Raw genomic sequence first — 23248 nt, forward strand, 5'->3', positions numbered from 1 at the left:
TCTGATGGACGTGAAAGACCTGATTGCCGCAATGACCCCGGAAATCTATCAGCGCCTGGTGCAGGCCGTAGAATTGGGCAAATGGCCGGACGGCGTTGCGCTGACGCCGGAACAGAAAGAAAACAGTCTGCAGGCGGTGATGCTGTGGCAGTCGTTGAACAATGCCGATCCGCAACATATGACTATTGGCACTGACGGCCAGATTGTGATGAAGAGCAAGCAGGAGCTGAAACAGCAGTTCGTTGCCGAACCGCTGGTCAAGTTGAAGCCGCAATAAATCGAACAGCAGGGCGATGCAGGCATCGCCCTCTGGTTTAGCCTTTCCCGCCGTTTATCCCCAGTGATTCCGCCAACTGGCGTGCCAGCCGATTGTTGTCGTCTGCGCCATACTCCCAGAACATGGCACCGCCCAGCCCCTTGCTTTTGATGTAGTCAGCCTTGATCGCGACCGAACGCGGATTCTCATACGAAATAGCAAACAACGGTTTGCCCTCGGTGGATTGCAGGGTCAGGTAGGGGACCTGGGCGTCACTGTCCCAATGGGCGCTGAAGCGGCGCTGCGGATCGTTCAGCAGCTTGCTGATGATATCGTTGTACTTGAAATAGCTGTCCCTGGTCAGATCCAACCCCAGTGACTTGAACACGGCGGTTTCACGCGCGGTAAAATAGGGCTGGGTGACCGGGTTTTTGGCCGCATCCGGTTTATCCCAATCGACGCCCGGCTCCGTAGCCCGTTTGGGCACCCGGCCGTAAAAGCCGATGCCCAGGTTCAACTGTGCGGGCTTCAGCCCGGCAGCCAGATAGTTATCCACCACAAAATTGGCGCTGTAACGATCGGCGGCGGCGACGGTTGGCCACTGCTTGGAGTCATACAGATTGGAATTGAAATACTGGGTGCCGTACGCCATGTCGTAGGTCATCAGATTGATGTAATCGAGATAGGGCGCAATACCTTTCACATCTGCCCATTCCTGCGGACTTTTGACATTGGCACCGACGGCGATGGTCAGCAATTTCCCTTTATCCAGCGCCTTATGCAGTTCCCCCAGAAGTAGGGTGAAGTTGGCTCGATCCGCAGGTTGGCTTTCGACCAGGCCCCAGGCGCCGTTGACCGGGTATTCCCAGTCGAGATCGATGCCGTCGAGTTGATAGTGTTTAATCACCTCTTGTACCGAGCGGATAAAGATAGCCCGGTTTTCCGGTGTGGCAGCGACACCGGAAAAACCGCGCGCTCCCCAACCGCCAACGGAAAGCAGTACCTTCAACGCCGGGTTTTGTTTGCGCAATACCGGCAACAGCTTCAGATCGGCTTCAACCTTCGGCGATAAATAGATCTGATGCAGACGCGTCGGGTCTTTCAGCGCCGGATTGGTTTCCTCTTTCTCGTTGTTGTAAATCAGGCCGAAAGAGTAGTTGAGGTGGGTGATTTGGGTAACATCCAGCTTGTTGATATCGCCACCGGGGCCGGCAGTGACGTCACCGCCACCGTTAAAATAACCGACGGACAGGTAAGAGGCCGCGTGAGCCATGCCGGCTCCGGCCATACCTAACTGCACCGCTACCAGCAAAGGCAGCAGTTTACGGGGTAATGCCATGTTATCTCCTTTGGTCGACAAGGCCGACCGAAACCGCCTCAGGCGGTAACATAAAGCCGGGCTCAAAAGGGCCCCGGATGCGTATAACTCATTGATGCCAAGGCATCAGCGGTCATAACAGCAAAAGCAACGCGCAGGAACAAGATGTAATCACAGGAGAATGGTTGGAATGTGAGCGATGTCGAGGTTTGCGAGGGGGAGAAGATGCGGGCGCGCGGGGCGCCCGATGGAATTAATGAGCGATAAATTGTGACAGGGTAACGAGCCGTGCACCGGCCTGTTCCATCGTCTGGAACGCTTTCTGGCTATCGCCTGGTTGCAAATCGACACCACGGCAGCCGTCGGTAATGACTATGGTCTCATACCCAAGCTCCAGCGCATCCAGAACGCTGAACTTCACGCAGTAATCGGTCGCCAGCCCCATGATGGCCAAATGGGTGACGCCCTGAGCCCTCAACCAGCCGTCCAGCGCGGTTTGCGCGCGGTGGCCGTTGTCAAAGAATGCGCTGTAGCTGTCGATATCCGGATTTTGGCCCTTTTGAAATACGGCTGCAATCGCCTGTTGGTGCAACTGCGGATGCAATTGCGCCCCTGGGCTTTCCTGCACACAGTGCGCTGGCCACCACACCTGCGGCAATCCTTCCAGCTCACCCAGCGTGTTGACCTTTTCCCCTGAATTTACCGCAAAGCTGCGGTGATTGGCCGGGTGCCAGTCCTGGCAAGCGACCACCGGTTCACCGCGTGCCACGCAGGCGGCTATCGCCTGATTGGCGGCGATAACGGTGGCATCGCCGTCAGTCACCGCCAACGCGCCGCCGGGGCAAAAATCATTTTGCAAATCGATCAACAACAGGGCTGTTTTCATCTCGGCTCCGTAATCTGGGCAGGGTTAGCCGGTAATGCTCAGCTCGCCGCGCAGGTTTTGTTGCATTTGACTGCGGATTTGTTCCGGCGTCAGCGGTTGGCTCAGCAAATAATGCAATTTAGTCAACGCCGCTTCGACGGTCATGTCAAAGCCGCTGATGACGCCTGCATGGGCCAATGCATTACCGGTAGCATAGCCTTCCATGTTCACCCGGCCGGAGATGCACTGCGTCAGGTTCACCACCACGATGCCGCGTTCAGATGCGTCACGTAATTCATCGACCAGCTCCGCTTTTTGCGGTGCATTGCCTACGCCATAAGAGCGCAAAATCAGCGCTTTCACCGGTTGCAGGAGGAAGTTGCGTACCACCGCACCGGAAATCCCCGGATAAATCGTCACCACGCCGATCGGTTGCGGCGTAATGTTGTGGACCCGCAATTCACCGTTACAAACAGGGCTGTCGATACCGTTCTGGCGGCGGATGTGAATCCCGGCTTCCAGCAGCGGCGGCAGGTTGGGCGAAGCAAAGGCGTCAAAACCGTCTGCATGCGCTTTGGTGGTGCGATTGCCCCGGAACAGCTTGTTGTTGAAGAACAGGCTGACTTCATTTACCGGATGATTGGCGGCCAGATAGAGCGAGTTCAGCAGGTTGGTTTGGCCGTCTGAGCGCAGTTCCGCCAGCGGGATTTGCGAGCCGGTCACGATCACCGGTTTGTCCAGATTTTCCAGCATGAACGACAACGCTGAAGCGGTGAAGGCCATGGTGTCGGTACCGTGCAGAATGACGAAGCCGTCATAGCGATCGTAATTCTGTTTGATGTCGTCGGCGATGTGCTGCCAATCTTCCGGTGTCATGTCTGAAGAGTCGATCAGCGGCGCGTATTCATGAATGGTGAAGTCCGGCATTTCCGGCCGGTGGAACTCGGGCATCAGTGCCAGTTGGCGTTGCAGATGGCCGGAAACCGGAATGTAGCCCTGTTCCGAGCGTTGCATACCGATGGTACCGCCGGTGTAGGCGACGTAAATGGATTTTTTTTGCATAGTAATTGTTTTGACAGAAATAAGATGGGCTGAATTATAGGGGGATAACGGCAGAAAAAAAGCCCGGCGTGTGCCGGGCGCAGGAATATTTTGTTAGCGGACTTCTCCGCAGGTCAAACAGATGGCATAGCGGTTTTGCGGATCGTTCAGATTATTGAACAATCCCGGTTGCTCCTTCACCGCCATGGCGACCGATGCCAGCGGAGCCGGCAGCATCGACTGAATGGCCGCCGGCAACATGGCGTGAATAGAGACGCCAAACTGACTGAGCACCATGTCGGTCAGGCTTGGGGTATCGACAAACCAGTTAAGCTGCCACTGTTTCAGTTTCGCCAACTCGGCGGCTTTCTTCACCGCATCGTCGAAATCGCCCAATTGATCGACCAGACCATTGGCTTTGGCGTCACTGCCGAGCCACACGTGGCCCTGAGCGATCTGATCGACCTGTGGTGGCGTCATTTTGCGCGACTTGGCAACCAGATCGATAAAGTTTTTATACCCGTTCTCGATATTCAACTGCATCATTTGCGAGAACTCCGGCGGCAGCGCCTTGGTCACGGCGAGATCCGCCAGCGGCGAGGTTGCGACACCGTCGGTATGCACGCCGATGCTGTCCAGCGTTTGTTCGTAGGTATTGATCACCCCAAAGATGCCAATGGAGCCGGTGAGGGTACTCGGGCTGGCGATAATGTAGTCCGCCGGCGTAGAAACCCAATAGCCGCCAGAAGCCGCCATGCCGCCCATCGACACCACCACAGGTTTGCCTGCGGCACGCACTGCAGCCAGTTCCGAACGGATCACTTCGGAAGCGCTGACGCTACCCCCCGGGCTGTTCACGCGGAACACCACCGCTTTGATTGCCGGGTCAAGACGCGCCTGGCGCAGCTGTGCAGCTGTGGTATCCCCCCCAACGGTGCCCGGTGTTTGCGGGCCGTCCATGATGGCGCCATTGGCAAACACCACGGCGATTTTGCCGCCCTGATCCGGCGTTGGTTTTGGCTGATAATCGTAAATGCTGGTGGCGTTGAAGTCGTTAGCCTGCTTGTCCCAACCGAAGGTTTTTATCAGTTGGTTCTCGATGACGGTGCGTGACGCCAGCTCATCCACCAATTTGCTGTCCAGCGCAAACTTGGCGGTATCCCCGCCAGCGGCCTGCAAGCCGGTCAGCACGCCTGCCGCGCCCGGGAACAGCTGCTGCGCCGTGATCTGACGGTTGGCCGCCACGGTCGTCAGATAATTCTGCCACAGCCCGCCGATCCAGCGGCTGTCAGCCTCACGCGCTGCCGGTGACATATCGTCACGGATCAGCGGTTCCACGGCCGACTTGTAGGTGCCGACGCGGAAAATGTTGGTGGTCACCTTGAGTTTTTCCAACAGCGATTTGTAGTAAAGGTTGTTGGTGGCAAAACCGTGCAGATCGACCGCGCCCTGTGGCGACAGATAAACCTTGTTGGCGTAGCTGGCCAGATAATATTGCGTCTGGTTATAGCTGTCGCCGATGGCGAAGATCGGTTTGCCGCTGTCGCGGAATTCGCGCAGCGCTTTGCCGATGTACTGCAGCGAAGGCTGATCGGCACCGGCAAAGTCATTCAACTGCAATACCATGCCGGTAATGTTTTTGTCGTCTTTGGCCTTGCGGATGCTGTCAACCACATCGAACAGCGAATTTTCCTGCAGACGGTTGCTGGAAGCACCCAACAGCTCACGGCCCCACTGGCGGACTTTGTTGTTCATTGACGGTTGGTCAACCACCACGCCGCTCAGATCAACCAGCAGCGCACCGCTCTTCGGGACGGCAGGGGTAGTGGAGCTTTGGAATGAAAGATAAATACCGACCCCAACCAGGATCAGCAACACCAAGAACAGATTAAGGATCAGTTCCCTGATAAAGTTCAGCAGACGCCATGTCCACCTGAAAACGCCGGCAATGATTTGCCACAATGTGCGCATGTGCTCTCCAACAAGAGTCGAGAATGTTCCGCTATCCTAATGAGCGGACGAAGAAAAGTCAGCTTTAAATCGAGGGTCACTGAGGCTATTGCCGAGGCTGTAACTCGTCGTTGAGCTATGTTAACGTGATCTTAATGAAAATTGTTATCAGGAGTTTACAATGGATGCACTGGATCTTTTACTGAATCGCCGTTCTGCATCGCGCCTCGCGGCTCCAGCGCCAACGGGGGATATTCGTCAGAATATCATCAATGCGGGCCTGCGTGCGCCCGATCACGGCGCGCTGCAGCCGTGGCGTTTTGTGATGATCGAGAATCAGGGTCTGGAGCGTTTCAGTCAATTGTTACAAACTGCTGCGAAACAGGATCAGATGGATGATGCTGCGATAGAAAAGGCAACAAAGGCACCGTTCCGTGCCCCGTTGATCATCACTGTAGTGGCGCATTGCAACGAAGAAACCAAGGTGCCGCGCTGGGAGCAGGTGGTTTCTGCCGGTTGTGCGGTGCAGGCGATGCAGATGGCCGCCCTAGCGCAGGGTTTCAACGGGATCTGGCGCACGGGCGCATGGACCGAGCACCTACTGGTTCGCGAAGCCTTCGGTTGCCGCGAGCAGGACGAAATCGTCGGTTTCCTCTATCTGGGCACCCCGCAGTTGAAAGCCTCTACTAAAGTTGTCGCTCCCGACAGCACGCCGTTCGTCAGTTACTTCTGAATCCTGCCGCGGGATTGGGCGAAAATGCGCCGAATCCCGCAATTCCGCCTTGTTTCTGAGCAGGCTGTACGGTTATCGGCAGCCCGCTCTTATCAATCCCGTCGGCAAGCGCTACCCTATGATATCTTGAATGCCGTTAACCGAAGGGAGTGGTATATGACATCGTCAACGATCCGTTTGACCCAGTACAGCCATGGTGCCGGCTGTGGTTGCAAAATCTCGCCGAAAGTTCTCGAAACCATTCTGCATAGCGAACGTGAAAAGTTTGTCGATCCGCGCTTGCTGGTGGGTAATGAAACCCGCGACGATGCGGCGGTGTATGACATCGGCAATGGCGTTGGTATCATCAGTACCACCGACTTTTTTATGCCGATCGTCGATAATCCGTTCGATTTCGGCCGTATTGCCGCCACCAACGCCATCAGTGACGTTTACGCCATGGGCGGCAAACCGATCATGGCGATAGCCATTCTCGGCTGGCCAATCGCCACACTGTCGCCGGAAGTGGCACAGCAGGTCATTGACGGTGGGCGTTACGCCTGCCAACAGGCGGGGATCGCGCTGGCCGGCGGCCACTCGATTGATGCGCCTGAACCTATTTTTGGCCTGGCGGTAACCGGTATCGTTAATACCGAACGGGTCAAGAAAAACAGTGCCGCGCAAGCCGGCACCCAATTATTCCTCACCAAGCCGCTGGGTATTGGCGTACTGACCACCGCCGAGAAGAAAAGCAAACTGCGCCCTGAACATGAAGGCCTGGCGACTGAGGTGATGTGCCAACTGAACAAACCGGGAGCGGACTTTGCCGAGGTCGCCGGCGTGACGGCGATGACTGACGTCACCGGCTTTGGGCTGCTGGGTCACCTGAGCGAGGTTTGTCAGGGTTCCGGTCTGCAGGCGACGCTGTGGTTTGACCGGGTACCGAAACTGCCGGATGTCGAACGTTATATCGCCGAAGGCTGCGTGCCGGGCGGTACCGGACGTAATTTTGACAGCTATGGCCACCTGATTGGCGAAATGACCGATCTGCAGCGCCAATTGCTGTGCGATCCGCAGACGTCCGGTGGCCTGCTGCTGGCGGTGCTTCCCGAAGCGGAACAGCAGGTGCTGGCGATTGCCGAACGCCACGGCATTCAGCTCACCGCCATCGGTGAACTGCATACGGCAACGCCGGGCAAGCCACTGATTGAGGTTGTGTAGTGTCATTTATTCCGCCACGGGCCGACACCCAGGACTATCGTCGTATTTTTTTGCAGGATATTCCGCTGATTGATGTGCGAGCGCCGGTTGAGTTCCAACAGGGCGCCTTTGCCAATGCGCTGAATCTGCCGCTAATGAATGACAGCGAGCGTCAGGCGGTGGGTACCTGCTACAAACAGCTGGGGCAACATGCGGCGATAGCGCTGGGTCACAGTTTGGTAAACGGCAGGTTGCGTGAGCAGCGCACGGCGGCCTGGCTGGCACAGTGCGCCCAATGGCCGGAAGGGTATATCTACTGTTTCCGTGGCGGGTTGCGTTCACAGCTGGTACAGCAGTGGCTGCGTGAGGCTGGGGTGGCATACCCGCGCATCAGCGGCGGCTACAAGGCGCTGCGTCATTTCCTGCTAGACACGCTGGAACAGAGCGCCAAATTGCCCATGGTGCTGGTCGGCGGCAACACCGGCAGCGGTAAAACCCTGTTGGTCAACGAGTTGGCAGAGGGTATCGATCTGGAAGGCGCAGCGCGCCATCGCGGTTCATCTTTTGGCCGAACGCTGGTGGCGCAGAGCTCGCAGATTGATTTTGAGAATCGTCTGGCTGTGTTATTGCTGAAAAAACAGCATGGTGGCTGCCGCCGTTGGATACTGGAGGATGAAGGGCGCATTATCGGCAGCAACAATCTGCCGCTACCGATCTTCAACCGCATGCAGCAAGCGCCGGTGGCCGTTATTGACGATCCCTTTGAGGTGCGTCTGGCGCGGTTGCAGGATGAATATATCGTTCGCATGCGCATGGGGTTTGAACAGACCTACGGCGCGGAGCTGGGCTGGCAGAAATACGCTGAGTATCTGCATCACGGCCTGTTCGCCATTCGCCGCCGTCTGGGAATGGAACGCTTCCAACTGCTGACGCAGCGGCTGGAATGGGCGTTGCAATTCCAGCATGCCAGCGGTAATCATGCCAGCGGTAATAGTGACGTGCATCAGGAGTGGCTGGTGCCGTTGTTGCAGCACTACTATGATCCGATGTATCACTATCAATTGGAAAAGAAATCCCGGCGGATTGCCTTCCGCGGGAATTATGCCGAAGTAAGAGAATTCCTGATGACGTACAGCCAGAATAACGGTGAATAATGCGACTTTTTATTGCCGAGAAACCGAGTTTGGCGCGCGCCATTGCCGACGTTCTTCCCAAACCGCATCGCCGCGGTGACGGGTTTATCGCCTGCGGCAACAACGATGTGGTCACCTGGTGTGTGGGCCATTTATTGGAGCAGGCGCAGCCGGATGCCTACGACAGCCGCTATGCGCGCTGGTCGTTGGCGGATCTGCCTATTATCCCCGAAAAGTGGCAACTGCAGCCGCGTCCTTCGGTCAGTAAACAGCTTAATGCCATCAAAAAGCTGCTGCATGAGGCCGACGAGGTGGTACATGCCGGTGACCCGGATCGCGAAGGGCAGTTGCTGGTGGACGAGGTGCTGGACTATCTGGCGTTGACGCCGGAAAAACGTCACAGCGTGCGCCGTTGCCTGATTAACGATCTCAACCCGCAGGCGGTGGAGCGTGCCATCGATCGGTTGCGTGACAACCGCGACTTTATCCCGTTGTGCGTCTCCGCGCTGGCGCGTTCTCGCGCTGACTGGCTGTATGGCATCAACATGACCCGCGCCTATACTATTTTGGGGCGAAATGCCGGCTACGACGGTGTGTTGTCCGTTGGGCGGGTACAAACGCCGGTGCTGGGATTAGTGGTGCGGCGTGATGAAGAGATTGAAAACTTTGTGCCGAAAGACTTCTTTGAAGTCAAAGCGCACATTGTGACGCCAAAGGAAGAGCGCTTTGTCGCGCTTTGGCAACCGAGTGACTCCTGTGAACCTTATCAGGACGAAGAAGGGCGCTTGCTGCACCGGCCGCTGGCGGAGCACGTGCTTAAACGCATTGAGGGCCAGCCGGCGCTGGTCACATCCTATAATGATAAACGGGAGTCGGATACCGCGCCGCTGCCGTTTTCACTGTCGACGCTGCAGATTGAGGCTTCCAAACGTTTCAACCTGAGTGCGCAGCAGGTGTTGGACGTATGCCAGCGGTTGTACGAAACCCATAAGCTGATCACCTATCCGCGTTCTGACTGCCGTTACCTGCCGGAAGAACATTTCGCCGGGCGTCATGCGGTGCTTAACGCGATCAGCGTTCACCAGCCGGATCTTTACCCGCAACCGGTGATTGACAACGACCGCCGCAACCGTTGTTGGGACGACAAAAAAGTCGATGCCCACCACGCCATTATTCCCACCGCCCGCGCCAGCAAAGTGAGCCTCAGCCAGGACGAACTGAACGTCTACGGGTTGGTGGCGCGCCAATACCTGATGCAATTTTGTCCGGATGCCATGTTCCGCAAATGTGTGATTGAGCTGGATATCGCCGGCGGTAAATTCGTTGCGAAGGCACGTTTCCTGGCTGAGGCTGGCTGGCGAACGCTGCTGGGCAGTAAAGAGCGCGACGAAGAAAACGAAGGCTCTCCGCTGCCGGTGGTGGCGAAAGATGATGAATTGCTGTGCGAACGTGGTGAGGTGGTAGAACGTCAGACGCAGCCTCCGAGGCCCTTTACCGATGCCAGCCTGCTTTCTGCCATGACCGGCATAGCGCGTTTCGTACAAGATAAAGCGCTAAAGAAAATCCTGCGAGCGACCGATGGTTTAGGTACTGAGGCGACGCGTGCGGGCATCATTGAATTACTGTTCAAACGGGCGTTTTTGTATAAGAAGGGGCGCTATATTCATTCCAGCGAAACCGGCCGGGCGTTGATCCATTCGCTGCCGGATATTGCGGCTCGCCCTGACATGACGGCCAATTGGGAAGCTACACTGACGCAAATCAGTGAGAAATCCTGCCGTTATCAGGACTTTATGCAACCCTTGGTAGGCACTTTGCAGGAGCTGATTTATCAGGCCAAGCAAAGCCGGGCGAGTATGGCGTTTCGCGGGTTGCCGCCGTCACCTTCCGCCGGGGCAAAAAAACGCAAGAAAAGCGCCGGCAAAGCGCGGGAGAAAAGCGAATGAATCACAGTTTACTGATGCTGGTCGCAGGCGGGTTGCTGTTTTCCACCGCAGCGGCGGCCAATCGTGGTGATGTGGATGTGGTGTTACCGGTGGCGCCGGAAATCTGGGGCGCGGCGAAAAACGCCGCCGCTCAGCCGGCAGCACAACCTTGCAGCCGCTGCTGCATTTATCAGGATCAAAATTATTCTGAAGGGGCAGTGCTCAAGATCGAAGGGGAAATGCTGCAATGTACTCGCGATCCCAACGTAGTTGGCACCAACCCGTTGATTTGGGTCCGTTTGAAAAAGTGACAAGGTAACGCAGTCTGTCAGTTTTTAGGTGGCAAAGAGGCAATATAAGCGGCTAACAGCGGCACATCCGCCGGGGCCAGTGAATAGTCGCCGGCCTGTTCCGGTGTTAGCCAGGCAAAATCAGAATGGCAGCGATTCTGTAATTCACCGCTGAATGCCTCAATACGCCAGGCATGCAGCCGGATAGTGCGTTCGTTGTGCTGCCACTGGTTGCTGGCGATGTAATTCCCTACGCTCGCCATAATCCCCAACTCTTCATCCAATTCACGTGCCAGCGCCTGCGGCTGGCTTTCGCCTTCTTCAACCTTGCCGCCGGGAAATTCCCACAAACCGGCCTGATCGCTGTTTGCATCACGTTGGGCCAGTAAAATTTTGCCATTCTTTTCAATGATGGCGGCGACGACGTCGATGATTTTCATGCGTACCACATTGTGAAACCCCGACCGCGGCCGGGGTTGGAGGAATTACAGCGAGAATTCAGCCCAGACCGGGGCATGGTCCGAAGGCTTTTCCATTCCGCGGATCTGATAATCGATGCCGGTTGCGGTGCAGCGCGCTGCCAGCGGCGTGCTGGCCAGCAGCAGATCGATGCGTAGGCCCCGGTTCTCGTCGAAGCCGCGTGAGCGGTAATCGAACCACGAGAATTCATCGTTGCGCTCTGGGTTGGCATGGCGGTAGGTATCCACCAGACCCCAACTCAGCAAGCGGTCCATCCATTCACGCTCTTCCGGCAGGAAGGAACATTTGCCGGTGCGCAACCAACGTTTACGGCTTTCTTCACCGATACCGATATCGTAATCACTTGGGCTGATATTTACGTCGCCCATCACCAGCACCGGCGATTCCACCGACAGTTGCTGCTCCAGGTAGTTTTGCAGATCCTGATAGAAGCGTGACTTGGCCGGGAATTTGATCGGATGGTCACGGCTTTCTCCCTGCGGGAAATAGCCATTAATTACGGTCAACGTGCCTTGAGGTGTGGCCAGATCGGCCATGATGATGCGACGCTGTGCGTCGTCGTCATCGGTAGGGAATCCGCGGCGTACGGCGATCGGTTCGTCTTTGGTCAGCAGTGCGACGCCGTAGTGGCCTTTTTGGCCGTGATAGAACACGTGATAGCCATGCTGACTGACTTCTTCCAGTGGGAACATGTCATCGTGAACTTTGGTTTCCTGCAGGCCAATCACGTCGGGTTGGTGCTGTTCGATAATTGCGGACAGTTGATGCGGACGCGCGCGCAGTCCATTGATATTGAAAGAGACAAACTTCATGAGCGGTGCCGTTTTCGCGAGAAAAATGTGTTGAGATAGTAGCAGAGTTTGGCCGGAAATGTAACGCAGACCGGCGGCACTTGCCGCCAGTGGGGTGGGATTATTTTGCCCAACGATCGTAATTTTTCGGTTGGTAATCGTCGAATTGTTGCAGCAGGGTATATGGTGATTCGCTGAGGTGCAGGGTACCGAGGTAGTCATGGCGCATAAAGCCCTGATCGGCTACGTGCTGCAGGAAATTGTTTAGCGGTCGATAGAATCCATTCACATCCAGCAGGCCAACCGGCTTACTGTGATAACCGATCTGGCCCCAAGTCCAGATCTCGAACAGTTCTTCCAGAGTACCAATGCCGCCGGGCAAGGCGATAAAACCGTCCGCCAGGGCCGCCATGCGCGCTTTGCGGGTATGCATGTCTGGCACGATTTCCAGCTCGGTCAGGCTACGATGCGCGGTTTCTGCTTCTACCAACCGTTCAGGGATAACCCCCACGGCTTCACCGCCGGCCTCAAGCACTGCGTCCGCCACAATGCCCATTAACCCTTTTTTACCGCCGCCATAGATCAGGCGTCTGCCTTGGGTAGCAAGCGCTTGGCCCAATTGCCGAGCGTTATCGGCATAAGCAGGGTTAACGCCTTCGCTGGCGCCACAAAAAACGCAGATATTGTTACGCATGCACTTTTCCTTACTGCATTAAAGAAGTCAGTGGTATAGCGAATTGTTGGCTGGAGTTCAAGTTGAGCCTGAGGTGAATGGTTAAGGCAACTGATAAATGTGACGTGCAACTATTTTGATTAGTGATATGACAGGCTACGGCTGAGTTTGATTTAAATTGAGGTGAGTCTGCAAGGATGGTGGTGGGGGAAGGATTATTCGCCGCTACGCGACTCACCCTGCGGGCCGCGCTGAAGCGCGTTGTCTCACGATGTGAGACTCGAACCTTGTCGAAGCTTCTCATTCTTCCCCGATAGGGAATAACAGGCTACGGCTGAGTTTGATTTAAATTGAGGGGAGTCTGCAAGGATGGTGGTGGGGGAAGGATTATTCGCCGCTACGCGACTCACCCTGCGGGCCGCGCTGAAGCGCGTTGTCTCACGATGTGAGACTCGAACCTTGTCGAAGCTTCTCATTCTTCCCCGATAGGGAATAACAGGCTACGGCTGAGTTTGATTTAAATTGAGGGGAGTCTGCAAGGATGGTGGTGGGGGAAGGATTATTCGCCGCTACGCGACTCACCCTGCGGGCCGCGCTGAAGCGCGTTGTCTCACGATGTGAGACTCGAACCTTGTCGAAGCTTCTCATTCTTCCCCGATAGGGAATAACAGGCTACGGCTGAGTTTGATTTAAATTGAGGGGAGTCTGCAAGGATGGTGGTGGGGGAAGGATTCGAACCTTCGAAGTCTGTGACGGCAGATTTACAGTCTGCTCCCTTTGGCCGCTCGGGAACCCCACCATGATATTCATGGATTTACAAATTGTCGTTCCAGTTTTACCCGGAAGAAACCTGGCCGGTTTCTTTGAAGCTTCTCATCCTCCCCCTCGATGTTTTATGCAGCCTCAGCTTTCGCTGTGCTCTCATCAACAGAGAGAAGATGGTGGTGGGGGAAGGATTATTCGTCTCTTCGTTCCTCACCCTTCGGGCCGCGCTGAAGCGCGTTGTCTCACTGTGTGAGACTCGAACCTTGTCGAAGCTTCTCATCCTCCCCCTCGATGTTTTATGCAGCTTCAGCTTTCGCTGTGCTCTCATCAACAGAGAGAAGATGGTGGTGGGGGAAGGATTCGAACCTTCGAAGTCTGTGACGGCAGATTTACAGTCTGCTCCCTTTGGCCGCTCGGGAACCCCACCACTGGCCTTGCTTGCGAAACGTCTGTCTCGGTAAGCGGGGCGCATCATATCAAATGAAACGCGTGTGTAAAGTATTGAAATGCAGAAAATGAATCGTTTGCCGTTTTTTTGCCCGCGGCGGTGCATTCCTGAACGAAAGGCGCCGCTTTATACTCCTGACCTTTCAAGCTGCAGCGTTTTGGCCTGCGTTTGATCCCCCTTGAGGTGCGAAGATATTCGCACCTGCAATACCTGGGGATGAACGAGTTGGCCTCCCGGCAGCAACTTGAAATTCACAGCGTATATCAAGCAATTACAGAATAACCGTCCGGTTGCCGTAAACAAATACTCGCTGCGCCAACACATGATACAACGCGCGGCTGAGCGCATTTTTCTCAACGTCGCGCCCGGCACGCATCATGTCTTCAGCAGAATAAGTGTGATCAACATGAATCACGTCCTGCATGATGATCGGGCCTTCATCCAAATTATCGTTAACGTAGTGCGCGGTAGCGCCGATGATTTTTACTCCGCGTTCGTAAGCCTGATGATAAGGCCGCGCGCCAATAAAGGCCGGCAGGAACGAATGGTGGATATTGATCACCTGGTTCGGGTAGTGCTGAACGAATGCCGGAGTCAGCACGCGCATATATTTGGCCAGCACCACGTAATCCGGCTGATATTGGTCGATCTGGGCCACCATTTTTTGATCGTGCTGGTCGCGTGTCAGCCCTTCATGGCTGACCAGATGGAACGGAATATCGAAGCGTTCCACCAGTGTTTGCAGTGTATCGTGGTTGCCGATCACCGCCGCAATCTCTACATCCAGGCCGCCGTAAGCGCTTTTCATCAGCAGATCGCCCAGGCAATGTGCTTCTTTGGTCACCAGCACCACAATGCGGCGACGGCCGGAGTTGTGCAGTTCGCGAATGGAACCTGTCGGCAGCGCACTGTCGAGATCGGCCAACAGCGTGGTGTCGTTGAAGATACCTTCCAGTTCGGTGCGCATAAAGAAACGCCCGGTACGGTGATCAACAAACTCATTGTTTTGAACAATATTGAGCTCATGTTTGTAGCAAATGTTGGTGATCTTGGCGATCAAGCCTTTGGCATCCGGACAAATGGTGCGCAAAACTTTTCTTTGTACATTTTGGTGTGGCATGGGAATGAGGATCCTGTCTGATACTGAACGTCCTGTCTGTGCAGGCGAGAGTTTTTATAGTCTTCATCTTCAAGCTGCAGCCTTGTCGGCTGTGGCTCGAACTCTATGGGGCACAGTGATAATTGGCTAGCGCCCGCAGCACTTTTTATATTTTTTACCTGAACCACAGGGGCAAATTGCATTTCTGCCAGGCTGGGGTTTGGTTCCGTCAATATAGTACCAGCGTTGGTCAAGCTGAAGGAAGCGCGAACGCTCATGCATCGCCTTGTGTTCGTCGCTACCGGTGTCAACGAAGCGCGCAATGAATTCTACAAACCCTTCCCCGGCATCATGACCTTCCCTTTCTTCCACTACCGTCAGGCCAAGCCATTCGGTGCCTTTGAAGCTGTCGAAAATGGACTTGCGCCATTCATCGGCGTGGCAATCGGGGTGCCAGGTGGCAATCAGATAATCAACGTTGTGTTTCACGTAGGCGGTAAAGCGCGAGCGCATTAACGTGCCTGGCGTGGGAGCGGGTCTGACCCCGTTAATGTAGGGTTCGCAGCATGCGCTATACTCCAGACCGCCGCCGCAGGGGCATAATTCAGGCAAGGTGGCTCCTAAAATGGCCGGAACGCAAAAGAACGGGCCAATTATGATGAAAAGAATTTAGCGCATATGTTACCTAACATTATTCGGTCGTGACAATCTACGCTGACGGTTGGTTTGATACAATTCACCGGGCAGAGGGCAGACGTTATGCGACAAATTAAAGTGGGGCTGGCATTGGGGGCGGGGGCAGCCAAAGGCTGGGCGCATATCGGCGTTATCAACGCGCTAAAGAAATTGGGCGTTGAGGTCGATATAGTAGCCGGTTGCTCGGTTGGCGCGTTAGTAGGCGCCGCATTTGCCAGCCATCGTTTGCCGGCCATGGAGACGTGGGTGCGATCGTTCAGCTATTGGGATGTCATTCGGCTGATGGATTTGTCCTGGCAGCGGGGCGGATTGTTGCGGGGTGAGCGGGTCTTCAATGCGGTGGGGCAGTTGTTGAAAATCGATGATATTGCCGAGTGCTCGCTGAAATTTGGTGCCGTAGCGACTAATCTGAGTACTGGACGGGAGCTGTGGTTGACGAAAGGGGATATTCATCAGGCGGTGCGTGCTTCATGCAGCATGCCCGGTTTGTTGGCGCCGGTGTGGTTCGACGGTTATTGGCTGGTGGATGGCGCCGTGGTTAACCCGGTTCCCATCTCGTTAACCCGCGCGATGGGCGCCGATATCGTCATCGCCGTTGATCTGCAACATGATGCGCATTTGATGCAGCAGGATTTGTTCTCGGTTCGCCATGATGAGGAAGAGCCGAACGATCTTCCTGCCCGTAACTGGCGGGGGCGCTTGCGGGAGCGAATCGGCAAGATGACGTTGAGAAAGCCTAATTTCACGCCAACGGCGATGGAAATCATGGGGACTTCGATACAGGTGTTGGAGAATCGTTTGAAACGCAACCGGATGGCAGGCGATCCTCCCGATGTGTTGCTCCAACCCTATTGCCCGCAGATTTCAACGCTGGACTTTCACCGCGCCCACGAGGCGATTGAGGCTGGCCAACTGGCGGTGGAAAAACAGATCGATATGTTGTTGCCATTGATAAAAAATAAATAACTGCCGGTTCCAGGGGCGCAACGTGTGGTTGGGAAATTTTCCGGCAAGCGTAAATGACCTTTTTGAGCCACTATTACACTATGAAAAGGGAAGAGGCTCGGCTGATGTCATTACCATTCACTCACAAGCGCATTTTGATCGTCGAGGACGAACTGGTGTTTCGTTCCGTGCTTGTCGGCTATTTGAAATCGTTGGGAGCGGAGACCAGTGAAGCGACCAATGGTTTGCAGGCGCTGAGTGCAGTTGACGATGTCCATCCCGATTTAATCTTGTGCGATCTCGCCATGCCGGAAATGGGCGGGATCGAGTTTGTCGAACATCTGCGGCTTCAAGGCGTGCAAATTCCTGTGCTGGTGATTTCGGCCACGGATAAAATGGCGGATATTGCCAAAGTGTTGCGCTTGGGCGTCCAGGATGTGTTGCTAAAACCCTTGGCGGATCTCAATCGGTTGCGTGAAGCGGTATTGGGGTGTTTGTATCCCAATATGTTTACCTCCCCGGCTCTGGAAGAAGCCGACCTGCTCAAAGATTGGGATGCGCTGAGTAAAAATCCTTCTGAAGCGGTAAAATTGCTCAAACAACTTCAGCCGCCAGTGCAACAGACCGTAGCTCATTGTCGGATCAATTACCGGCAATTAACCACCAGCGAGAATCCGGGTTTGGTGTTGGATATAGCGGCGCTGTCGGATAAGGATCTCGCTTTCTATTGCCTGGATGTAACCCGTGCCGGCGATAATGGCGTATTGGCGGCACTGTTGCTGCGTGCTTTATTTAATGGATTATTGCAGGATCATTTAGCTAATCAGCGTCATCGGCTGCCGCAAATGACGACATTGTTAAAGCAAGTTAATCAATTATTGCGACAAGGTAAGTTGGAAGGGCAATTCCCCCTGTTAGTCGGTTATTATCACGCCGAATATAAAAACCTGATTCTGGTCTCTGCCGGCCTGCATGCCAATGTGAATACCGGTGACAATCAAATCCAACTTAGCAACGGTGTGCCTTTGGGCATGCTGGGCGCGACCTACATGAACCAAATCAGCCAGCATTGTTCCGCCTGGCAGTGTCAGGTCTGGGGCTCCGGGGGCAGGCTACGGCTGATGCTCAGCGCTGAACAGTAAGCAATTGTAAAAATGTTATTTGAAATTCAAATATTGAACCTGCTTATTTTTTATCTCAAGAAATCTGATTAGGTAATTGTCCTAAATTTTTTCTATTTGTGACCGGACTAATGCCTGGCAGACATAAGCTGGTATACTCCGAAGGTTTTTTGTGTGGCAGATGAAGCTCATAAAACGAGCGCTATTAGAGAGAGGAAATAATGCCTGCTGTAAATCGTAAAGTCAGAAAAGCAGTGATCCCGGTTGCAGGCTTGGGAACACGAATGTTGCCGGCGACAAAAGCCATCCCAAAAGAAATGTTGCCGCTGGTTGACAAGCCCTTGATCCAGTACGTGGTCAATGAATGTATTGCCGCAGGGATCAACGAGATTGTGTTGGTCACCCACTCCTCCAAGAATTCGATTGAAAACCACTTCGATACCAGTTTTGAGCTGGAAGCGATGCTGGAAAAACGAGTTAAACGTCAGTTGCTGGATGAAGTCCAATCTATCTGCCCAAAGGGCGTCACCGTGATGCAAGTGCGTCAGGGCGTAGCGAAAGGCCTTGGGCACGCCATTATGTGCGCTTATCCGTTGGTGGGCGATGAACCGGTTGCCGTAATTTTGCCGGACGTGATCCTTGATGAGTACAGCGCCGATCTGAAAAAAGACAATTTGCACGAAATGCTGCAGCGGTTCGAACAAACCGGTATCAGCCAGATCATGGTCGAACCTGTGCCGCAGAAAGATGTCGGTAATTATGGCGTAGCGGATTGCAAGGGTTATGAACTGCAGGCGGGTGAAAGCGCTCCGATGGTCAGCGTGGTGGAGAAACCTTCGCCAGACGAAGCGCCTTCAAATCTGGCCATTGTGGGCCGTTATGTACTTTCTGCCGATATTTGGCCGTTGCTGGCAAAAACGCCTCCGGGCGCCGGTGGAGAGATTCAGCTTACCGATAGCATTGAAATGCTGATGCAACAAGAAACGGTAGAAGCCTATCACCTCAAAGGGGTGAGCCATGACTGCGGCAACAAGCTGGGTTACATGCAGGCTTTCGTCGAGTATGGTCTGCGCCATGCCAGCCTTGGTAAAGAATTTTCTCAGTGGTTGCAACAGTTGCTGGCCGCTGATAAGAAGTAATTTATTTATCTTTCGTCTTAATTTGAAAAACTAGGATTTTCCCATGAAAGTAACAGTTTTTGGTATTGGCTATGTTGGCCTGGTGCAGGCTGCGGTACTGGCCGAAGTCGGTCATGACGTAATGTGTATTGATGTAGACGAGCGTAAAGTCGAAAACCTGAAAAAAGGGAATATCCCTATTTTTGAACCTGGCCTGACACCGTTGGTGCAACAGAACTTTGAAGCTGGACGTTTGCACTTCACCACCGACGCCAAAGCCGGCGTTGCACACGGTACCATTCAGTTTATTGCTGTAGGGACGCCACCAGACGAAGACGGCTCTGCCGATCTGAAATACGTGACTGCCGTTGCGCGCACCATCGCGGAACATATGACCGATCGCAAAGTGGTGATCGATAAATCTACGGTTCCGGTCGGTACCGCAGATAAAGTCCGCCAGGTGATGGAAGAAACCCTGAAGCAACGCGGTAGCACAGTGCCTTTCGACGTGGTTTCCAATCCGGAATTCCTGAAAGAAGGCGCGGCGGTTGCGGACTGCATGCGTCCGGAGCGTATTGTTATCGGTACCGATAACAAAGAGGTTATCGAGCCGATCCGTGAGCTTTACGAACCATTCAACCGCAATCACGATCGTATGATCATGATGGATATCCGCAGCGCCGAGCTGACCAAATATGCCGCCAACTGCATGCTGGCGACCAAGATCAGCTTTATGAACGAAATGTCTAACCTGGCTGAAATGTTGGGGGCGGATATTGAGAAAGTACGTCAGGGGATCGGTTCTGACTCGCGGATCGGTTATCACTTCATCTACCCTGGCTGTGGTTATGGCGGTTCCTGCTTCCCGAAAGACGTTCAAGCGCTGATCCGCACCGCGGAGCATATTGGTTACCAGCCAAAACTGTTGCAGGCGGTAGAGCAGGTTAACTATCAGCAAAAATATAAGCTGACCAAATTTATCAAACATCACTTCGGCGAAGATCTGAAAGGCAAAACCTTCGCATTGTGGGGGCTGGCATTCAAGCCGAATACCGACGACATGCGCGAGGCATCCAGCCGTGTGCTGATGGAGCAACTGTGGGAAGCGGGCGCTATCGTTCAGGCCTTCGATCCGGAAGCGATGAACGAAGTTCAGCGTATCTATGGCCAGCGTGACGACCTGAAGCTGGTAGGCACCAAAGAGGCTGCGTTGCAGGGGGCTGACGCTCTGGTTATCTGTACCGAATGGCAGAACTTCCGCGCACCAGATTTCGATGTGATTAAAGGTACTCTGAAACAGCCGGTAATCTTTGATGGCCGCAACCTGTTTGATCCGGAACGTCTGGAAAGCCGTGGCTTCACGTATTATGCAATTGGCCGTGGCGCGTCCATTCAGCCGGTTATCTAAGGGGTTAACATGAAATTCCTGGTTACAGGCGCTGCAGGATTTATTGGTTATCACGTCGCTGAGCGTTTGTTGGCTGCCGGGCATCAGGTTATCGGTATCGATAACCTGAATGATTATTACGATGTAGGCCTGAAAATGGCCCGCCTTGAATTGCTTTCAGATAAATCCGACTTTCAGTTTATTAAGCTGGACCTGGCCGATCGCGAAGGCATGGCGGAGCTGTTTGCAGAGCAGAAGTTTCAACGGGTGATTCATCTTGGTGCACAGGCGGGCGTGCGTTATTCGCTGGAAAATCCTCTGGCCTACGCGGATGCCAATCTCATTGGGCATTTAAACGTACTGGAAGGGTGTCGCCACAATAAAGTTGAGCATCTGTTATATGCCTCTTCCAGTTCGGTATACGGCCTGAACCGCAAACTGCCATTTTCGACAGAAGACTCTGTTGATCATCCGGTGTCATTGTATGCGGCCACCAAAAAAGCCAATGAGCTGATGTCGCACAGCTATTCCCATTTATATGGTATTCCGACCACAGGTCTGCGCTTCTTTACCGTATATGGCCCCTGGGGGCGCCCAGATATGGCATTGTTTAAATTTACCAAGGCCATATTGGCGGGTGAAAGTATCGATGTATATAACCACGGTGAGATGCACCGTGACTTTACCTACATTGACGACATTGCTGAGGCTATTGTGCGGTTGCAGGCGGTTATTCCTCAGGCTGATGCGGCATGGACGGTCGAGCAGGGTTCACCGGCGACCAGTTCTGCGCCATACCATGTCTATAATATCGGCAATAGCAGCCCGGTGAAGCTGATGGAATATATTCACGCACTGGAGCAGGCGTTAGGGATTGAGGCGCGCAAAAATATGCTGCCGATGCAACCTGGCGACGTTTTAGATACCAGCGCCGATACCGCCGATCTTTATCGTGTCATCGGCTTCAAACCGGAAACCAGTGTTGAAGAAGGCGTGAAGCGCTTTGTTGAGTGGTATAAATCATTTTATAAAGTTCAGTAATTGAACAACTGAGCAATGTTATAAAGGGGCTACGGCCCCTTTTTTATGACTTGAAAAACGCCTGGCTACCCAATAGTTATCAGGGACAAGAAGAGTTAGGGGGGGATGTATCGGATATTTACCTAAAAACCAGGCGATGGGTCAGGGACGCAGAAAATACGCATAACAAAAAGGCTCCTCATGGGAGCCTTTTTAACATGCAGCGAAATGCTATTACAGCAGGAAATCGTCCAGAGATTTACCTTGCTCTTCGATAGCTTTCTTAATCACTGCTGGGGTACGGCCTTGGCCGGTCCAGGTTTTCAGTTCGCCGTTTTCGTCTTTATATTGGTATTTGGCTGGACGTGCTGCACGTTTAGCTTTACCGGCAGCTTTAGTTGCAGCCATGGTTTGCAGCAGTTCATTTGGGTCAATACCGTCAGCAATCAGCATTTCACGGTATTGCTGCAATTTACGAGTGCGTTCTTCCACTTCTGCTTGAGCCTGGCTGTCTTCTTCGCGACGTTCGTTCACAACAACTTCCAGTTTTTCAAGCATCTCTTCCAGCGTTTCCAGACTGCATTCTCTTGCCTGTGCGCGTAGAGTACGGATGTTGTTCAAAATCTTTAATGCTTCGCTCATTGTCCTAGTCTCAAATTATATTGGTGGGGGGGCGTCTGGATAATAATAGAGTGCTCTTTTCTTTTCTGCAATAGCCAAATTGAAAGGAGTACTCAAATTTATCTTTAAAAAAACGATTAATCAGATCAGTCCGGCTAATATAGGTAGGGATGTTAAGTATTACAACCTCCATTTTTAAGTCAAATTTTCAACAACCGGACTATGTTTGACGGGGCTGCAAGGCATTTATGGCCAAGTTATAATTGTGTTTTATATCAATATTACGATGAATTCTGTGGGCTCAATCACGCGTTCTGGTCTGCAAACATTGTAAACAATGGGGGTATGCAGGTAAAGATAACGTCAAGAACTGTGCCTTTGCCTGTTTTATGTCATTAAAGTTTTCGGCGTCACCCTGGAGGGGGCTAATAGATTTGAGCCTGTAACGGGGTTGCGATGGCGCTGCTGCTTCTCTCCACCAGCTTAACCATTAATGCTGAGGGTAAATCATTAGCGGTAATTAATAGTGATGGCAGGCAAAGATTATCCTGTAAATAGATGTAAAACGAGGGGAGGGTCAGAACGAAATGTTTCATTTGAAAGCCTGCTATTACCTTTGCCGGGATATTGAACCGAGAGCATGAGCAGGCAGGCGGCTTATGGTACACTTAGCGCTTGAATCAACGTCTGAATATTTCTTATACCATTGGAGTTGCGGGCCCATGGCTCAACTTTATTTTTATTATTCTGCTATGAATGCAGGAAAATCCACCGCGCTGTTACAATCTTCATATAATTATCAAGAACGTGGTATGCGCACGCTGGTGTTTACTGCCGAAATCGATCACCGTTTTGGCGTCGGTAAGGTGAGTTCGCGCATCGGGTTGTCGTCCCAGGCGCAGCTCTATAATAATGATTCCATGCTCTATACCATGATTGCTCAGGAACATCATCAGCAGCCGGTACACTGCGTGTTACTGGATGAAAGCCAATTCCTGACGAAAGCGCAGGTTGAGCAATTGTGCGACGTGGTTGACCAACTGGATATTCCGGTGCTGTGCTATGGGCTGCGCACCGATTTCCTGGGTGAGCTGTTCATAGGCAGTCAATATTTGCTGGCCTGGGCGGATAAGCTGGTGGAGTTGAAAACCATCTGCCATTGCGGTCGCAAGGCGAATATGGTGCTAAGGCTGGATGAAAGCGGTCAGGCAATGCATGCAGGTGAACAGGTAGTGATAGGCGGTAACGAGAGCTATGTGTCCGTTTGCCGCAAACATTACAAGGAAGCCATACACGCGCCGGAGTGAGCCTCTGGGCGGCGTAGCGCGCCATGTGGGATGTTTTGGCGCTATTGAGCTGCGAGGTCGAGTGAATGATCCCGCAGCATAAAAAAA

General features: G+C 53.6%; 22 protein-coding genes, 2 tRNA genes and 4 other RNA genes. 12 read left to right on the forward strand and 16 right to left on the reverse strand.

Annotated elements, in window-relative coordinates:
- Positions 1–4: 4 nt before the first annotated feature.
- On the forward strand, positions 5–277 hold the full coding sequence (locus D4100_RS00285; protein WP_004945385.1) for a YeaC family protein: 273 nt from the start codon (positions 5–7) through the stop codon (positions 275–277).
- Positions 278–314: 37 nt separating this feature from the next.
- On the opposite strand, the gene chiD is transcribed toward D4100_RS00285, so the two are convergent.
- From chiD to sppA, 4 genes are all read right to left on the reverse strand, one after another.
- Positions 315–1595 (reverse strand): chitinase ChiD, encoded by a 1281-nt coding sequence (gene chiD, locus D4100_RS00290; protein WP_119802534.1) that lies wholly within the window; start codon positions 1593–1595, stop codon positions 315–317.
- A gap of 232 nt (positions 1596–1827) precedes the next feature.
- A complete protein-coding gene (gene pncA / locus D4100_RS00295) occupies positions 1828–2460 on the reverse strand; it encodes a bifunctional nicotinamidase/pyrazinamidase (RefSeq protein WP_006322608.1) in 633 nt (210 codons plus the stop codon).
- A 24-nt stretch (positions 2461–2484) separates the two neighbouring features.
- Positions 2485–3501 carry an asparaginase gene (gene ansA, locus D4100_RS00300; RefSeq protein WP_006322607.1) on the reverse strand — a complete coding sequence of 339 codons (1017 nt, stop codon included), beginning with the start codon at positions 3499–3501 and terminating at the stop codon, positions 2485–2487.
- A 93-nt stretch (positions 3502–3594) separates the two neighbouring features.
- Entirely contained in the window at positions 3595–5451 is a 1857-nt protein-coding gene (gene sppA, locus D4100_RS00305; RefSeq protein WP_119802536.1) for a signal peptide peptidase SppA, read from the reverse strand.
- Between the two features lie 160 nt (positions 5452–5611).
- On the opposite strand from sppA, the gene D4100_RS00310 reads away from it, so the two are divergent.
- From D4100_RS00310 to D4100_RS00330, 5 genes are all read left to right on the forward strand, one after another.
- Entirely contained in the window at positions 5612–6163 is a 552-nt protein-coding gene (locus D4100_RS00310; protein ID WP_119802538.1) for an NAD(P)H nitroreductase, read from the forward strand.
- A gap of 156 nt (positions 6164–6319) precedes the next feature.
- Positions 6320–7363, forward strand: a complete 1044-nt coding sequence (selD, locus tag D4100_RS00315; protein WP_119802540.1) for a selenide, water dikinase SelD — start codon at positions 6320–6322, stop codon at positions 7361–7363.
- Positions 7363–8496, forward strand: coding sequence for a tRNA 2-selenouridine(34) synthase MnmH (gene mnmH, locus D4100_RS00320; RefSeq protein ID WP_119802542.1), 1134 nt, complete (start codon positions 7363–7365; stop codon positions 8494–8496). Before selD ends, mnmH begins: the two co-directional genes overlap by 1 nt.
- Positions 8496–10421: a DNA topoisomerase III gene (locus tag D4100_RS00325; RefSeq protein ID WP_006322602.1), complete on the forward strand. Its 1926-nt coding sequence runs from the start codon at positions 8496–8498 to the stop codon at positions 10419–10421. Before mnmH ends, D4100_RS00325 begins: the two co-directional genes overlap by 1 nt.
- A complete protein-coding gene (locus D4100_RS00330) occupies positions 10418–10711 on the forward strand; it encodes a DUF1496 domain-containing protein (protein ID WP_119802546.1) in 294 nt (97 codons plus the stop codon). The genes D4100_RS00325 and D4100_RS00330 overlap by 4 nt, the downstream gene beginning before the upstream one ends.
- A 17-nt stretch (positions 10712–10728) precedes the next feature.
- Here the strand turns inward: D4100_RS00330 and D4100_RS00335 are convergent, their stop codons facing one another.
- The 11 genes from D4100_RS00335 to D4100_RS00385 form a co-directional block, all read right to left on the reverse strand.
- The gene (locus tag D4100_RS00335; RefSeq protein ID WP_119802548.1) at positions 10729–11130 is read right to left on the reverse strand and encodes a pyrimidine (deoxy)nucleoside triphosphate diphosphatase; all 402 of its coding nucleotides are present in this window, start codon (positions 11128–11130) and stop codon (positions 10729–10731) included.
- 45 nt (positions 11131–11175) lie between these two features.
- Positions 11176–11982: an exodeoxyribonuclease III gene (gene xthA / locus D4100_RS00340; protein WP_006322599.1), complete on the reverse strand. Its 807-nt coding sequence runs from the start codon at positions 11980–11982 to the stop codon at positions 11176–11178.
- A 100-nt stretch (positions 11983–12082) separates the two neighbouring features.
- Entirely contained in the window at positions 12083–12655 is a 573-nt protein-coding gene (locus D4100_RS00345; protein ID WP_006322598.1) for an LOG family protein, read from the reverse strand.
- A gap of 177 nt (positions 12656–12832) precedes the next feature.
- Positions 12833–12959, reverse strand: a non-coding RNA gene (locus D4100_RS00350) — RtT sRNA.
- Positions 12960–13004: 45 nt separating this feature from the next.
- Positions 13005–13131: non-coding RNA, RtT sRNA (locus D4100_RS00355), on the reverse strand.
- A 45-nt stretch (positions 13132–13176) separates the two neighbouring features.
- A non-coding RNA gene (locus tag D4100_RS00360) (RtT sRNA) lies at positions 13177–13303 on the reverse strand.
- Positions 13304–13348: 45 nt separating this feature from the next.
- Positions 13349–13433 (reverse strand) — tRNA-Tyr (locus D4100_RS00365).
- A gap of 140 nt (positions 13434–13573) precedes the next feature.
- Positions 13574–13700, reverse strand: a non-coding RNA gene (locus tag D4100_RS00370) — RtT sRNA.
- Between the two features lie 41 nt (positions 13701–13741).
- Positions 13742–13826: transfer RNA gene (locus D4100_RS00375), tRNA-Tyr, on the reverse strand.
- Positions 13827–14118: 292 nt separating this feature from the next.
- A complete protein-coding gene (purU, locus tag D4100_RS00380; RefSeq protein WP_006321195.1) occupies positions 14119–14967 on the reverse strand; it encodes a formyltetrahydrofolate deformylase in 849 nt (282 codons plus the stop codon).
- Positions 14968–15093: 126 nt separating this feature from the next.
- Positions 15094–15558, reverse strand: coding sequence for a YchJ family protein (locus D4100_RS00385; RefSeq protein WP_006321194.1), 465 nt, complete (start codon positions 15556–15558; stop codon positions 15094–15096).
- A gap of 147 nt (positions 15559–15705) precedes the next feature.
- Between D4100_RS00385 and rssA the strand changes: the two genes are divergently transcribed.
- The 5 genes from rssA to D4100_RS00410 all read left to right on the forward strand — a co-directional run bounded on the left by rssA (position 15706) and on the right by D4100_RS00410 (position 21254).
- On the forward strand, positions 15706–16608 hold the full coding sequence (gene rssA / locus D4100_RS00390; RefSeq protein WP_006321193.1) for a patatin-like phospholipase RssA: 903 nt from the start codon (positions 15706–15708) through the stop codon (positions 16606–16608).
- A 104-nt stretch (positions 16609–16712) separates the two neighbouring features.
- The gene (gene rssB, locus D4100_RS00395; protein WP_119804085.1) at positions 16713–17729 is read left to right on the forward strand and encodes a two-component system response regulator RssB; all 1017 of its coding nucleotides are present in this window, start codon (positions 16713–16715) and stop codon (positions 17727–17729) included.
- A 200-nt stretch (positions 17730–17929) separates the two neighbouring features.
- On the forward strand, positions 17930–18847 hold the full coding sequence (galU, locus tag D4100_RS00400) for a UTP--glucose-1-phosphate uridylyltransferase GalU (RefSeq protein WP_119802550.1): 918 nt from the start codon (positions 17930–17932) through the stop codon (positions 18845–18847).
- A 43-nt stretch (positions 18848–18890) separates the two neighbouring features.
- Positions 18891–20234: a UDP-glucose dehydrogenase family protein gene (locus tag D4100_RS00405; RefSeq protein ID WP_119802552.1), complete on the forward strand. Its 1344-nt coding sequence runs from the start codon at positions 18891–18893 to the stop codon at positions 20232–20234.
- A 9-nt stretch (positions 20235–20243) separates the two neighbouring features.
- Complete coding sequence (locus tag D4100_RS00410) at positions 20244–21254, forward strand: NAD-dependent epimerase (protein ID WP_119802554.1); 1011 nt, start codon at positions 20244–20246, stop codon at positions 21252–21254.
- Between the two features lie 213 nt (positions 21255–21467).
- Here D4100_RS00410 and hns read toward each other — a convergent pair whose 3' ends face one another.
- On the reverse strand, positions 21468–21875 hold the full coding sequence (gene hns / locus D4100_RS00415; RefSeq protein ID WP_006321188.1) for a histone-like nucleoid-structuring protein H-NS: 408 nt from the start codon (positions 21873–21875) through the stop codon (positions 21468–21470).
- Positions 21876–22576: 701 nt separating this feature from the next.
- Between hns and D4100_RS00420 the strand changes: the two genes are divergently transcribed.
- Positions 22577–23161: a thymidine kinase gene (locus tag D4100_RS00420; RefSeq protein ID WP_006321187.1), complete on the forward strand. Its 585-nt coding sequence runs from the start codon at positions 22577–22579 to the stop codon at positions 23159–23161.
- The last annotated feature ends 87 nt before the right edge of the window (positions 23162–23248 follow it).

Origin of the sequence: Serratia inhibens, from assembly GCF_003591175.1 — a bacterium.
In the GTDB taxonomy this organism is placed as follows: Bacteria; Pseudomonadota; Gammaproteobacteria; order Enterobacterales; family Enterobacteriaceae; genus Serratia; species Serratia inhibens.